Source organism: Streptomyces sp. f51, from assembly GCF_037940415.1.
In the GTDB taxonomy this organism is placed as follows: Bacteria; Actinomycetota; Actinomycetes; order Streptomycetales; family Streptomycetaceae; genus Streptomyces.
The window spans coordinates 7,132,371-7,145,210 of sequence record NZ_CP149798.1 but is presented as its reverse complement, the minus strand read 5'-3'; the positions used below and the strand labels follow the sequence as shown (position 1 = coordinate 7,145,210).

Annotated in this window: 14 protein-coding genes; 5 read left to right on the top strand and 9 right to left on the bottom strand. The window is 71.1% G+C overall.

Annotated elements, in window-relative coordinates; all coding sequences use genetic code 11:
• Positions 1-177 precede the first annotated feature (177 nt).
• Both WJM95_RS30920 and WJM95_RS30915 read right to left on the bottom strand, forming a co-directional pair.
• Positions 178-1,449 carry a PQQ-binding-like beta-propeller repeat protein gene (locus tag WJM95_RS30920; protein ID WP_339133698.1) on the bottom strand — a complete coding sequence of 424 codons (1,272 nt, stop codon included), beginning with the start codon at positions 1,447-1,449 and terminating at the stop codon, positions 178-180.
• 24 nt (positions 1,450-1,473) lie between these two features.
• Positions 1,474-3,552 carry a hypothetical protein gene (locus WJM95_RS30915; protein WP_339133696.1) on the bottom strand — a complete coding sequence of 693 codons (2,079 nt, stop codon included), beginning with the start codon at positions 3,550-3,552 and terminating at the stop codon, positions 1,474-1,476.
• A gap of 150 nt (positions 3,553-3,702) precedes the next feature.
• Here WJM95_RS30915 and WJM95_RS30910 point away from each other — a divergent pair, with 150 nt between their 5' ends.
• Positions 3,703-5,865 carry a hypothetical protein gene (locus WJM95_RS30910; protein WP_339133694.1) on the top strand — a complete coding sequence of 721 codons (2,163 nt, stop codon included), beginning with the start codon at positions 3,703-3,705 and terminating at the stop codon, positions 5,863-5,865.
• Complete coding sequence (locus WJM95_RS30905) at positions 5,862-6,272, top strand: hypothetical protein (protein WP_339133692.1); 411 nt, start codon at positions 5,862-5,864, stop codon at positions 6,270-6,272. The genes WJM95_RS30910 and WJM95_RS30905 overlap by 4 nt, the downstream gene beginning before the upstream one ends.
• A 96-nt stretch (positions 6,273-6,368) precedes the next feature.
• On the opposite strand, the gene WJM95_RS30900 is transcribed toward WJM95_RS30905, so the two are convergent.
• From WJM95_RS30900 to WJM95_RS30890, 3 genes are all read right to left on the bottom strand, one after another.
• Positions 6,369-6,737 (bottom strand): hypothetical protein, encoded by a 369-nt coding sequence (locus WJM95_RS30900; protein ID WP_339133690.1) that lies wholly within the window; start codon positions 6,735-6,737, stop codon positions 6,369-6,371.
• Between the two features lie 25 nt (positions 6,738-6,762).
• A complete protein-coding gene (locus WJM95_RS30895) occupies positions 6,763-6,960 on the bottom strand; it encodes a hypothetical protein (RefSeq protein WP_339133688.1) in 198 nt (65 codons plus the stop codon).
• Positions 6,961-7,071: 111 nt separating this feature from the next.
• Positions 7,072-7,848 carry a hypothetical protein gene (locus WJM95_RS30890; RefSeq protein WP_339133686.1) on the bottom strand — a complete coding sequence of 259 codons (777 nt, stop codon included), beginning with the start codon at positions 7,846-7,848 and terminating at the stop codon, positions 7,072-7,074.
• A 282-nt stretch (positions 7,849-8,130) separates the two neighbouring features.
• Here WJM95_RS30890 and WJM95_RS30885 point away from each other — a divergent pair, with 282 nt between their 5' ends.
• A complete protein-coding gene (locus WJM95_RS30885; protein ID WP_339133684.1) occupies positions 8,131-9,222 on the top strand; it encodes a PP2C family protein-serine/threonine phosphatase in 1,092 nt (363 codons plus the stop codon).
• A 163-nt stretch (positions 9,223-9,385) separates the two neighbouring features.
• Here the strand turns inward: WJM95_RS30885 and WJM95_RS30880 are convergent, their stop codons facing one another.
• The 3 genes from WJM95_RS30880 to WJM95_RS30870 form a co-directional block, all read right to left on the bottom strand.
• Complete coding sequence (locus WJM95_RS30880) at positions 9,386-9,859, bottom strand: nuclear transport factor 2 family protein (RefSeq protein ID WP_339133682.1); 474 nt, start codon at positions 9,857-9,859, stop codon at positions 9,386-9,388.
• A 77-nt stretch (positions 9,860-9,936) separates the two neighbouring features.
• Entirely contained in the window at positions 9,937-10,413 is a 477-nt protein-coding gene (locus WJM95_RS30875) for a hypothetical protein (protein WP_339133680.1), read from the bottom strand.
• A gap of 134 nt (positions 10,414-10,547) precedes the next feature.
• Positions 10,548-10,910 carry an HGxxPAAW family protein gene (locus tag WJM95_RS30870; RefSeq protein WP_339133678.1) on the bottom strand — a complete coding sequence of 121 codons (363 nt, stop codon included), beginning with the start codon at positions 10,908-10,910 and terminating at the stop codon, positions 10,548-10,550.
• Between the two features lie 150 nt (positions 10,911-11,060).
• On the opposite strand from WJM95_RS30870, the gene WJM95_RS30865 reads away from it, so the two are divergent.
• Positions 11,061-11,531, top strand: a complete 471-nt coding sequence (locus WJM95_RS30865; RefSeq protein WP_339135964.1) for a MarR family transcriptional regulator — start codon at positions 11,061-11,063, stop codon at positions 11,529-11,531.
• A gap of 179 nt (positions 11,532-11,710) precedes the next feature.
• Here WJM95_RS30865 and WJM95_RS30860 read toward each other — a convergent pair whose 3' ends face one another.
• Positions 11,711-12,007, bottom strand: coding sequence for a hypothetical protein (locus tag WJM95_RS30860; protein WP_339133676.1), 297 nt, complete (start codon positions 12,005-12,007; stop codon positions 11,711-11,713).
• 186 nt (positions 12,008-12,193) lie between these two features.
• Here WJM95_RS30860 and WJM95_RS30855 point away from each other — a divergent pair, with 186 nt between their 5' ends.
• Entirely contained in the window at positions 12,194-12,796 is a 603-nt protein-coding gene (locus WJM95_RS30855; protein ID WP_339133674.1) for a hypothetical protein, read from the top strand.
• Positions 12,797-12,840 lie beyond the last annotated feature (44 nt).

Sequence of the window (12,840 nt, the reverse complement as noted above, 5' to 3'; positions counted from 1 at the left end):
TACACAGCAACCGGGATCGAAACCCGGACGCCACTCCCCTGACTCGGTCTGGCCCTGCCCGAGTCGGCCGAATCCGGAAGGCGGCGGGCGGGACGGAGGAGTTGTCGGGGCGCACGACCGGGTCTGCTTCTTCCGGAACGTCCTGTCCCTACGGGAAGGCGAAGGGGAGGCAGGGCGTCAGATGTGAACCGCGTACAGGAAATCGTCCTCGCCGGCGACGTACACGGTCCCGTCCGCCACCACGGGCGTCGCGTGCACCTCTCCGCCGGTCTCCAGGCGCCAGCGTTCCTCACCGGTGCCCGCGTCCACGGCCCAGAGCGAGCGGTCCTCGCTGCCGATGTACACGGTTCCTTCCGCGACGGCCGCCGACGACTCCCGAGCGGCTCCGGTCTCGTGCCTCCAGCGTTCCTCCCCGGTGGCCGCGTCCACCGCCCACAGGTACCAGCCCTCGCTGCCCGTGTACACGGTCCCGTCGACGACCGCCGGCGTGGACCACGTCGGATCGCCGAACGGCCGCTGCCAGCGCTGTTCACCGCCGACGGCGTCCAGAGCGACAAGCCCGTGGTGACCGCCGACGTATACGGTGCCTTCGGCCACCACCGGTGCGGTGTGGGGCGAGGCGTAGGTCTTCACCTGCCAGAGTCCGCTTCCCGTGGCGGCGTCCAAGGCCCAGAGGGAGTCACGGGGGTGGGAGACGTAGACCCGGCCGTCGGCCACCGCGGGGGACGTGAACTTCTCGTAGGAGCGTGGGTAGCGGGGTCTGAGCCGCTGTTTCCACCGCCTGCGGCCGGTGGCCGCGTCGACGGCCCAGATTCCGTCGCCGACGGCCAGGTACACGGTGCCGTCGGCGACGGTCGGCCGGGAGTCTCCCGCGTAGTCGGTCGCCCGCTTCCACCGCAGGCGGCCTGAGCCAGTTTCCACGGCCCACAGGTGTTTGCCGTTGCGGAGGTACAGGGTGGCGTCGGCGACCACCGGCGACGAGCCGAAGGGGTAGCGGGACGTGAGACACCACCGTTCCCGGCCGGTGGCGGCGTCCAACGCCAACAGGTCACGGTTGCCGGGCTGGTACACGACACCGTCGGCGACGGCCGCCGTGAAGCGCCCGGCGCCCGGGACCCGCACCCGCCAGCGCAGTGTGCCGGCGATCCGGGCGGAGCTGGATCGCCCCTGGGCGTTCGTCGGTGCCGGACGGGCGAGTGTGGCGCGGTGGCTGTCGGCGGGTGCTTCACCCTGCCGGTGGGCCCGTACGGCGTAGAGGTGCTCGTCGAGGCTGTCGATGTACACCCTGCCGCCGCTCACCAACGGCGTGGAGTGCACCGGATCGGTGGTCCTGACCTTCCAGTGTGTCTCGCCGGTGGCCGCGTCCACCGCCCACAGGCGCCCGTCGTGGCTGCCCGCGTACACGGTGCCGTCGGCGATCGCCGGTGTCGCGTGGATCTCCCTCTCCACAGCGTTCTGCCGCTCGCCTCGACATCAGTCATGGCTTCCCCTCCCCGCACGGCACAGTCCGCCCTCTGGCGTTCGCCGGGTCAGCGGGAGACCGAGGACTCCGCGGTCATGTCCGACGATCAGGTCCGCGCCCGCGGCGGCCAGGCAGGTGAGCGACACGTCCAGGGCGATGTGCCGCACCGCGCCGGTCTCCGGTTCCCACACCCGCAGCCGGTGACCGTGACGCTTGCCGGTCACCAGGACCGTGGGGCCTCCTTGGAGGGTGGCGGCGGTGATGAGCGGCGGGCCTGCGGTGCCTGTGGAACTGGGCAGGGCCTCGCCGGCCGGGGCACCGGTGGCGGGATCCCAGAGCATGACGACGCCGAGGTCGTCCGCCGTGGCCAGCATGGCTCGGTCGGATGTCGGGACGGCCTCCACGGCCGCCGCCCGATGGCCGGCGTCGGCGAGCGCGCGTGCGTTCAGTTGCACGGCCGCGCCGCGGTCCCAGGGGTCGTCGACGGCTGGATCCCACACGTGCACGCGGCCCGCGCTGTCCGAGGCCACGATCAGCGTGTGGTGGGCGGAGATCGGGACGGCGGTGACCGACCGGATCGGACTGCCGTACGGGTTGAGGTGTTTGACGCACTCGCCGGTGTCCGGTTCCCACATCCGGACGGCGCCTTTGGGGGTGGCGGTGACGAGCAGGGTGCGGCCGTCGGGGACGACGGCGGTGCACATCGCGGTCACCCCGCCGGGCCGGTCGCCGGCCGGTTCGCGAACTGCACGCCCGGTGAGGGGATTCCACACGGCGATCGTCCCGCTGTCGCTTCCGCTCGCCAGCAGGACGCGGCCGTCGGGCAGGGGCAGGGTCGTCATCGAGCGGACGGCGTCAGGATGTCCTGGCAGCGGGTCGTGGACGAGTCGGCCGTCGGCCACGTCCCACAGGCACACCACGCCCTTGGCCCCGCCGCCGCCGACGAGGGTCGGCCGACCGGGGCGGGAGACCACCGCCAGGGCGTCTACGCCTCCGGACGAACCGGGCGCGGAATCCGAGAACACCGAAATACGGCCCCAGGGGGTGCCGTCGGCCGCGACCACCGTGTTCCCTTCCTGCCGGAACCGGGTCGCCGCTCGGCCGGTTCGCCCGGTCGCCGCTGATCGCGCCCCGGGAGCCGACTGGTCGGAGTCCGTCGGGGCCGGAGCAGGACGGTGTGGGGGGTGCGCGCCGTCCGGGTGCTCCGCCAGGCCGTCCGCGATCGTCCACGTCCGCTCGCAGTCCCAGCAGCGGAAGTGCCCGGTGAGCGACATCAGCCGGCGGGCCAGCTCCCCCGCGGCCCGCTGCGGGGTCCCCCTGACGGCGACCATCCCGGCGACCAGGCACAGGACGGCCTGTCCCGGTGTCTCGGGGGACACCCCCCTCGCGGCGACGTCGCGCGCCACCCGCAGGAAGGCTTCCCAGCCCTCCCCCAGCGCTTCCTCCCGCAAGGCCGCGGCAACCTCTCCCCAGGGATGCCCTTCCTGCCGGACGTGGTGCGGGTCGGGCGGCTGTGGAGCCTCGTAGGGCGGCCGCGCCGGGTCCACGAAGAGGTCGGGGGTCTCCGTGTCGCTTCCGCAGGCGGGGCACGACAACAGGAGGCCGCTTTCGAGGTGATCCGGGAACTGCCACAGCACCTCGCCGATGCGATGTCCGGCCAAGGCCACGCAGGAGAGGGCGAGTTGGGCACAGACCCGCCCGGGCGTACCCGCGGCGAGGAGGCTTCGGGTGGCCGCCCGCTCGGCCAGCCGCAGTGCGGCGCCGAAGCCTGCCTCGAGATCGGCCGGGACGGGGGGTCGATGGTCGGCGGTCACCATGAATCCGAGGTCCACCCACAAGTCCACGGTCTGTGCCGGAGGTAGGACCGCTGCCGCCTCGACGAGATGCGGCAGAGCCGCGTAGGCCCCGTCGGCGACGACTCCGTCGTCCATCAGGCCACCGGACACCTCCCTCCAGGTCCGCCGCCACGCGTCGCCGCCCCCGGTGGCGGCCGCGGCGGCCAACTGGTCCAGGAGCAACCGCAGTTCCTCGACCTTCATACCGTCAAGACCGCGCCAACGAGGGCTGTCCAGGGGCAGCTTCGGAATCATGGAACGAGTCTCGCAGGCGGCACTGACATCATCAGGCGGCCTGGGGTGTGCCGGACGGTCGGCGAGGGTGGCGTGGCTACCATGCCCCTCATGTCTGGCGAACCTCGAAACTGCGGTCCGGACCGTGAAGTTGCCGCGGAAGGTGGCCGGTTGACCGATCCCGGATGGCTGGTGCACGGGGACCCGGAGCTGATCCTCGCGAGCCTGGACGGCGCTGCCGGCCAGGAGGAGAGGCCGGCGGCCGCCGTGTACCGGACGTCGGGGCATGTGCACCGTGACGCCGGTGCGGCGGTGCGGCGGCAGGTGCTGGCACTGGACGCCGCCCGGTACGGGCACCGAGAGCTGGCGAGAAGTATTTCCCAGGTCGCGGTCGGCCAGGAGGTGGATGACTCCTGGGTCGTGCAGTGGGCGACCGGCGGCGACTTGGACTCCCGGCTGCGATACGCCTTGCCGGTTCCGGCCGAGGTGGGCGTGCTGGCGACCGTGGTCGTGCAGGGCCGTGGTCTGGCTGTCGCCGGTTGCCAGGACGGCACGCTGCACGCGTGGGATCTGTCCACGGGCGGCCGATTCGGCAAGGCGGTGTCCGCTCATACCGGCGCCGTACAGGCGCTGGCGACGGCGGTGCTGGACGGCCGTCCCGTCGCCGTCACCTGCGGCTACGAACATACCGTTCGCGTATGGGACGTGGCGCGGGGAGAACTGGTCGGCACGTGCTCCGCCGACGATGACTCCTGGGTGAAAACGCTGGCCGTGGGAATGATCCAGGGTCGGCCGGTCGTGGTCGGCGCCTGCGTGGACGACGTGGTGAGAGTGTGGGATCTGGCCACCCTCTCCCAGCACAGTGAGCCGTTGACCGTGCGCACCGGTTTCGTGTCCGCTCTGGCGACTGCGGTACTGGACGGCCGTCCTGTAGCCGTCACCAGCCACTCCGAGGAACTCGGGGCGACGGACCTGATCACGGGGGAAGAAACCGTCCGCGTGTGGGACCTGATCACGGGACGGGAGTTCGGCGCCCAGGGCGACCCTCCCGACGACCCTCCCGCGTTCACGGACCAGGCGTACGACGGGATGGTGGAAGGCGACGGGGAGGCAAGGCTCTGCGCCAGTCTGGACCTCAATGCCAGGGCGCACTTTCTGGTGACGGATCCGGCGTCCGAGCGCCCGTTGGCCGTCAGCGCCAACGCGTACGAGGTGCACGTCTGGAACCTGGCCACGCGCGAGCAGGTCGGTGAGCCCCTCGCGGCCTCGTTCGTGGAGGCGGCGGCCGTGAGGGTGCTCCATGACCGCCCCGCCGCCCTCTTCGCGTACGCCCATGGACCGGTCGAGGTGTGGGATCTCTCCACGCTCCGGCAGGTGAGGCCGTCACTGACGGGCCACGAGGCGGCGGTACGGGGAGTGGCGACGGCAGTGGTGAACGGTCAGCAGCTCGCGGTCACCGGTGGCGACGACAGATCGGTGCGGATCTGGGACCTCGACGGTGAAAGGGAGACGGGCAGGGAGACAGGTGGCTGGCTGGCCGGTCATCAAGGCACCGTCACCGGGGTCACCACGGCCGTCGTGAACGGCAGTTGTGTCATCGTCACCGGCGGCTCGGACACGAGGGTGCGCATGTGGGACCTCGACGGCGGGGGACAGCTCGGTGAGCCCCTCACCGGCCATACCACCGCCGTGGATCTGCTGACGGCGGGGACGGTGGACGGACGGGCCGCCCTCCTCACGCGCGACGTCCGGCACAAGACGGTGCGGATATGGGACCTGACCACGCGGGAAGAGCTGCACGGACGGTCGACGAGCGAGTACACCAGCCCCTCCATCGAGTTCTTCGCGGCCATCGACGACCGCTTCGTCGGGGTGACCGGGGAAGGCCGCGTCTGGGACCTGACCGCGAGCCGATGGATCGGAGTGCAGCCGCGGCAGCGAGGCGCCCTGGCCCTGGAGACGCTCGAGGGCCGCAGCGTCGTGCTCACCGGCCGCAGGGCGGATGAAGTCCATCTCTGGGACCTGGCCACGGGCGAACTGCTGGCGCCGCCGCTGACGGGGCACACCGGTGAGATACGTGCGGGGGCGACCGGCATGCTGGACGGGCGCCCCGTCGTCGTCGCCGGTGGCGACCGTACCGTGTGGATGTGGGACGCGAGCACTGGGCGGCAGATCGGTGCCTACGCCTTCCCCTCCCGTATCAAGGCACTGACGATGGCAAGCGACGGACGGCTGGTGGCCGCCTTCGGCGCGGACATGGCGGTCCTGACCCATCGCCGCCGAGAGGGTGTCGGGAATTCCGATGGACGCGGCAGGGAAGGCAGGGCCGAATGACCGCCGAGGAGACGGGTCGGAGCGGCCCTGAGCCGCGGCGGGACCTGGTGCGGCGCTCGGCACCGTTCCTGCCCGCCGGCAGCGAGATCCGGCAGGTGTTCATCTGCCAGAGCGCGCCGAACTTCTGGTTCTTCGTCATCACCTATCTCACGGGCCTGACGATGTTCCGCAACACATACCGGTGCGTGGCGGTCGCCCGGGACGCCATCTACGTACTGGACAGCAGCAAGCTGTCCGGCGGCGCCAGTCCACGGCGTCTGGCGGGAACGATCCCACGCCGTACCCGACTTGGTCCGGTCTCCGGCCGATGGGGGCAGGTGGACCTCCTGGGTGAGCGTCACTGGGTCCACAGACGCTTCCACGACCAAATCGCCGCCGCGGACCGGGAGACCGGCTTCACCTCATAGGCCGCGAACTCGGATGGCGACCCGCTGAAGTGGTCGGTCCCCACGGCCGACCGGGCGCCCCCTCTCCCGGGTGGGGCGGGGGCGGCCCTCGGGCCTTCAGCCTCTCCGGAGTTCGAGCGTGATCGGCGTGGTGATCCGGACCTTGGCTCCCGGGGCGGGAGTGCTGGAAACGACGGTCCAGGCACCCAACCCACCGCCCGGGTCGGTCATCACGTCATGTCCGTCGGGGGCGACGGCCTGGATGTTGCCGAAGCACTTGAGGTCCTTGCCGAGCGGGTCGAACGGCTGGCCCTCGATGTCGGGCATGGGCTGGGGCCAATCCTGTGCCTGGCAGCGCGCGTTGATGCTGTCGGCCGCGACCGCGGGCGACGACGTGGAAGCGTTGGACTGCGAGGTGCTGCTGCACCCGGCAAGGACGGACATGAGCAGGGCGGTGACGGCGACGATGACGGCACGGCGTTGCATGGCGGTTCCCCTCTGCGCGAGCTGGCTAGTTGATGGGTCCGGTCCGGTGTCCGGCGCACCGGATCAGCCAGCCGGCCTGCGAGAGGTTCGTGCCGGGTCCGCGGTCCGCGGACTTGGAGGCCCCGGCGCCCTCGGCGCGTACGGCCCTGTCCTGTCGATGATCTGCGGCTCCGCAGCAGGTGGGCGCGGTCGCGAGGCCGACGCCGGTGGATCTTGCGTGCATGGTCCCCCCAAGGACGGGTTTGCGCGCCGCCATTGTGGCGCCTGCGTGACTTGGAGTGCATGATCACGAACGCTTCGTGTCGTAGCTGTGACCCGCGCGTGTACGGCGCCCTCACACCCTGGATGCCGCGGGTGCCGGGTTCTCGGCCCGCAGCCGGCGCCAGACCGGCCGGGGGCAACGGCCCTTGGGGCGGCCGTCGGTGAAATTCTGGTACGGAACCCTGAGCGGCTGAAGTCCGATCTCGACCCAGTGGTCCTTGCCCGAGGTGGAATCCCAGCCGTGGTTGGGCATGCGGATGTGGTCGTCGCGGTGGTCCTTGTTCTGGCTGGTGATCTTGAGGACCTCCACGTGGTGGGGACGACTCCTCATGACCACGCAGTAGCGTTCCTTGCTGCCCTCGTTGTCCCGGAACGGAACCACCGCGTGCCAGACCTCGCCCGGCCCCGGACGACGGCTCCCCGAGGGGAGACCGCGGTCGTCCCACCGGCGCAGCACCACCAGACACAGGTACGCGGTGAGCCCGGCGGCACCGCACTGCACCGTCGCCCGCGCACTCCACTCGGGCGCGTCGAAACGGGCCGCGACCCAGTGGGCGGAGATCTGACAGAGCACGAGCAGCGCTGCCGCGCGGGCGACGAGCGCCCCTGGGGCGACGGACCGTCGGCGGCCCGCGAACAGGGCCACGACCGCGGCGGCGACAACCGGCACGCCGTAGAGGACCGCGTACTGCATCGGTCCCCTGACGTGCAGCGGTGGATCCTGAGACGCCATCAGGTCGGGCAGGGTGACCGGCAGTGCCAGGGCGTAGCCGACGGCCGTCCACAGGTTCAGCAGCAGATAGCCCTTGACGGCCATGCCCAGGCAGGACGTGTTGGTACGACGAGCCACCGGATCCCCTCTTCGTCTGTTCCGGATGCCGCATTGTTCAGGCGGCCGGGTCGCCACGGGGCGCGAAGTCGGGAGTTGCCGGGCGGGCAGCGGTCCGTGTGCTAACGGCCCTGAGGGGACGGCGCTCGTCGCCGGATCAGCCGCCGACCCGTGTCTCCGGTGTGCGGCGTTCGGGTCATAGCCGTCGCGCGGCGTGCGAGCCGCAGGGAGATGAGGCGGCCTGTCGGGCGGTCAGCCCATAGCCTGAGCGGCCGGAAGATCAGTCGACGTCTGGAGCAGCGCGTGGCCGGGCTGACGGTGTGGCGGCGGCTGGGAAGGTGGAGGCCACTGCTGCCGGTGCTTCTGCTGTGCGCGGCGGTGGTGATCGATTTCGCCACACCGCCCACGGTCAGTGCCGCGGCTCTCTACGCGGCCGCGATCCTCACGGCCGCTCCCCTGCTGTCCCTGCGCGGCACCATCGCCATCGGGGCCGCGGCGTTCCTCCTCGACCTGGCCATGTTCGGCTATTTCGGGTTCCACGGGACCGCCACCGAGTACAGCGAACTGGCCATGGTGGCGACGGTGGCGGTGATCTCGGTCCTCCTCCACCTCCTCCTGCATCACCTGCACACACAGCTCCAGTCGGCCCGTGACATCGCCGCCACCGTGCAGCGGGCCGTCCTGCGCGACCCGCCGAAGGTGAGCGGGTCGCTGCGGTTCGCCGCCCGCTACGAGGCGGCGCAGTCGGACGCGCAGATCGGCGGAGACCTCTACTCGGTGGTCGATACGCCGTTCGGCGTGCGCTGCGTGATCGGCGACGTGCGCGGCAAGGGTCTGAACGCGGTCAGGGCCGTCGCGGACAGCATCGGCACCTTCCGTGAGGCGGCCATGCAGGAACCCAGCCTCACCGCGCTCGTGGAACGGCTGGAGCGAGCCGTCGCCCTGGAGATCGAGCAGTCCGGGGGCGTGACCGGACTCGAAGGGTTCATCACCAGTGTGGTCGCGGAGTTCCCCCGGCACGGGAACAAGGTCCGGCTGGTCAACCGCGGCCACCCTGCGCCCCTGCTGTTGCTGCCGGATGCCGTGCGGTATGTCGAACCGAGCCGGCCGGCGTTGCCCCTGGGCCTGACCTCTCTGGCCGCCGGTCCGGAGCACGTCGACACGGTCACGTTCCCGAAGGGCGCCACTCTGCTGCTCTACACCGACGGACTCACGGAAGCCCGGGACGCGAAGGGCGAGTTCTACGAGCCGGCCCGCAGGCCCGACCTGCTGCGGTACGCCCGTCCGGACGCCCTGCTCGACGCCCTGGTGGCCGACGTGCACCAGCACACGGGCGGCCGGAGGGCCGACGACATGGCGCTGCTGGCGATCACTCACGCCTCCGAGACAGCGTAAGGCGCGGAAGCAGTTCCACGCCGGGGACCCGATTCCGGCCGTGGCCGGGCATGGGATGCTTCCGTGATCACACCCGTGCCGGCAGGGGGATGCCATGGCAACACTCGCGGAGATCAAGGAGTCCCCACCAGGTGCCTCGGCCAGCCGGTCCGGCGTCGTGTGCTCAGTTCTCGACCGCCGCCTCGAGTCGCTCGGTCGGTCCGGCGAAGGCGAGGTACAAGGACCGTGAGTCGAGAAGCCACCGGTCCTCGACCTTGCGGAACGTGTCCTCGTAGTGGCCGACCTGCGTGGGCGCTCGCGGGGGCACGAAACCGCCGGTGTGTCCGTCGACGCGGTAGGTCGTGAAGTAGGTGGTCGCGGTGGCCGTCGACTCGGACGTGACGGTGACCAGGATGTTCGTGCAGATCCGGCGCGACAGCCGGTCCGCGGGCCGGCCGGCGAAGTACGACCGAAGCGCTTCACGGCCCTCGATCCGACGGTCGCCTTCCGCCCACTCCCAGAACCCGGCGTCCGTGAAGAGATCGGCCACATCGCCCGGGTCACCGAGGTCGAGCATGTGGACGAACTCGACGACGATGCGTTCACAGGCCCGCTCGGCGAGCAGACGGTCCAGGGGATCCAGCGCTTCGGCAGTCATCCCCATGTCATATCAGCATGATCAACGCCCCCACGACCATCAGCCCACCGGCGACCGGTTCTTGCCCCCGCCCGACATCAGCGGATGACGACGAAGGAGGCCAGGAGCAGGGTGGCCGCGGTACTCAGGCCCAGGATCCGGTAGGGCCGCCATACCGTCAGCGCCAGGGCGGCGCTCCATATCGCTCCCACCACGACGGCCGGCCACAGGCCCGCCGTGTCCATCGCGGCGGCGAGCGGGAACGGTGCCAGGAGGAGGGTCGGCGGGACGACCGCCAGTCGTGGACGGATGCCCAGCAGTTTGTACATCACGGTCAGCCCGACGAGTGCGACGACGAGCGCGGCAGGTAAGGACAGGGTCGGCCACAGGGTCATACAGAAGTCCGGCGCGTTCGCGCAGGCACGGGCGTCCCGGCGGTCCGCCCAGTCCATCAGCCCGAAGGACAGGTACGTCAGGGCGGCACCGGTTCCCGCGGCACCGGCGATGCGTGCGGCCCGCTTGCCGGCCGAAGGCTCCGTGCCGTCGTCGTTGCGCTGAATGGAGGTGGCAGTCATGACGGGATTGTGCGTCTTCACGGCGGCCCGGGCCTGAGTACGGGTACTCAGGTGACGACCGGCGTTCCGGTCCCCTTCACCGCGGCTCGTCCCCGGTTCGGCACCCGCCGGGACGTTGGCGTCTTGCGTTCGCCTCAGGTGTCGGCGACGGCGGGCTCCGTGGTGGGGGCCGTGGCTCGTTGGCGCGACGGCCGGCGGCCCGCGAGACGGCAGGCGACGCAGTCGGCGTGGCCGTCCCCGGCGGCGGTGTCCCGCACGCGCCAGTCCCACTGGCCCGCCGGCCGGGGTCCGCTCGGTTTGCCCCAGCCGGCCAGGTGGAGCACCCAGGTGCTCAGCAACGCCAGGACCAGCACCGCCGCTCCCGCGAGCGCGAGGAGCCCGGACGCCGTCATCACCGCGAACCCGCACAGCCCGCATCCCAGGGTCGCGATCCCCGCACCGGTCCAGCCGGCCACGGTGTGGCCGAGGTCGTGGTCGTCGTCACCGTGGATGAACATGATCGCGCTCCTCAAGAGCTGTGAAGATGGTAGGGCTGACCCCGTCGCGAGATCTCTTATCTCGCGAGCTAATTATCTTAGATACTAAGAGGACTCGTGAGTGATCACAAGGCTCGCCCGGCAGCGACGGCGGAGCAGGCGCTCTACGCCATGGACCGGATGATCGCCACCGCACAGTTCGGGCAGCAGGACATCGCCCGCAGGATGGGCCTGAACGTCACCGACCTGACCTGCCTGGGCTTCCTCATGGAGGCGTCGATGGCCGGCGAGTCGCTGGTCGCGGGTGACCTCGCGGAACGGGCCAGGCTGACCACGGGAGCGGTCACGGGTGTGCTGAACCGCCTGGAGAAGGCCGGCTACATCCGGCGCACCGCGGACCCGGGCGACCGCCGACGCGTCTACGTGGTCATGGAGGAGACCGCCCAGGAACGCATTCTGGAGATCTACGGCCCCGTCTACCAGCGACTCGCCGCACTGTTCGGCGACTACGGCCCGGAGGAGATCGCCGTGCTGGCCGACTGGTTCACACGCGCCCGCGGCATGTTCGACGAGGCGCTGCACGAGATCCGGGAGGGTGCGCCGGCCTCGGCGCGGACGGCCGAGGGCACCCCATCCCCTTGAGGTGACGGTCGGGTTCGACCCCTCACCCGGTACTCACGCTCGTATGGCGTGAGTTGAGGCGTCCCATCGGCCGGGATCGGGCTCCTTCAGAGCGAGCAGCCCTTCAGGGGGCGGGAGTTGCCCCCGTGCACACCGAAGCCGGCCTTGGGTCCTCCCGAAGCCGGCTACGACGGAGACAATCAGGAAACGCCCGCGGACTCGACCACGTTCGCTGCGGCCGCCGCCTCGTCCTTGGCCATGCCGAGGAAGCGCTGGACCGTCTGGATCGGCATGTCGAGGCCTTCGGACGCCTCCTGGACACCGCCGAACACCTGCACCGCCTCGGCGACGGCCATGGCGACCTCGACCTCGGCCTTGCGGACCTTGGCCTCGGCCTTGTCCACGGTGTCGACCACCGCCAACTGACGGCGCTGCTTCTCCTGAAGGCGCTGCTTGCGCGACAGGGCTCTGTCGGAGTTCGAGTTCTGCACAGACATGGCCAAGATCATAATGAGTCGCGCGTGCGCCGTGAAATCGGCAACTTCCCTGTGCCACGGCAGGCGTTCAGGGCCCGGACCGACCGGAACTCCGATCGTCCCTCCCTCCGTACGGGACCGGTCCCGTACGGCTTGCGCGCCGTAGCGCGGTCGCCGGCGCGGGGCGGGCCTGACAGGGTGTCGGTCATGACCTCCGAGCCGTCGCACCCCGTCCCCGTCCGTCATCGCGACGACGGCACACCGCTCGCCCGGTTCACCGGACGGATGCTCGTGGTCTGCCCGAAGTGCGGGGGCCGTGCCCTGGTCGTCCCCCGGCCCGGCGTCGAGGCGCCGAAGTACTTCACCGAGCTGCTCTTCCAGCCCCGCAGGCTCGTCTGCGAAGGCTGCGGCACGGTCGCCGACCGGACGGCCGAGCAGCGGGGCGGCGCCTTGGTCGGCGCGGTGCCCGGCGGCACCGAGGACCCGTTCTTCCGGCGTCCCCTGTGGCTCCAGACCCGGTGTGCGGGACGGATTCTGTGGGCCTACGACGTGGAGCACGTCGATGCCCTCGCCGCCTTCGTGGGCGCGCGGCTGCGCGAGCGTCGTGCCTCCCCGACGAGGGCGATGTTCGCCCGGCTGCCGGCCTGGATGAAGGCCGCCGAGCACCGTGACGAGGTACTGGACGGCCTGGCTGCCCTCCGGATCCTGGCCGGTCTGTCGGCCCCCGCGGACCGTTCCGAAGCGGCCCACGAACGGGGCGACCGAGCGCGCCACCACGCCGGCACCCTGTTCCGGGGCAGGCCGTACTAGGGCGAGCCGTTGTCGCCGAAGAGGAGGCAGGGGCAACGGAGTTG

Excerpts from the sequence above, each read along its gene's own strand:
- WJM95_RS30915 (WP_339133696.1), bottom strand. The coding sequence starts at position 3,552 with ATGATTCCGAAGCTGCCCCTGGACAGCCCTCGTTGGCGCGGTCTTGAC.
- WJM95_RS30905 (WP_339133692.1), top strand. The coding sequence starts at position 5,862 with ATGACCGCCGAGGAGACGGGTCGGAGCGGCCCTGAGCCGCGGCGGGAC.
- WJM95_RS30900 (WP_339133690.1), bottom strand. The coding sequence starts at position 6,737 with ATGCAACGCCGTGCCGTCATCGTCGCCGTCACCGCCCTGCTCATGTCC.
- WJM95_RS30895 (WP_339133688.1), bottom strand. The coding sequence starts at position 6,960 with ATGCACGCAAGATCCACCGGCGTCGGCCTCGCGACCGCGCCCACCTGC.
- WJM95_RS30880 (WP_339133682.1), bottom strand. The coding sequence starts at position 9,859 with ATGACTGCCGAAGCGCTGGATCCCCTGGACCGTCTGCTCGCCGAGCGG.
- WJM95_RS30875 (WP_339133680.1), bottom strand. The coding sequence starts at position 10,413 with ATGACTGCCACCTCCATTCAGCGCAACGACGACGGCACGGAGCCTTCG.
- WJM95_RS30870 (WP_339133678.1), bottom strand. The coding sequence starts at position 10,910 with ATGTTCATCCACGGTGACGACGACCACGACCTCGGCCACACCGTGGCC.
- WJM95_RS30865 (WP_339135964.1), top strand. The coding sequence starts at position 11,061 with ATGGACCGGATGATCGCCACCGCACAGTTCGGGCAGCAGGACATCGCC.
- WJM95_RS30860 (WP_339133676.1), bottom strand. The coding sequence starts at position 12,007 with ATGTCTGTGCAGAACTCGAACTCCGACAGAGCCCTGTCGCGCAAGCAG.
- WJM95_RS30855 (WP_339133674.1), top strand. The coding sequence starts at position 12,194 with ATGACCTCCGAGCCGTCGCACCCCGTCCCCGTCCGTCATCGCGACGAC.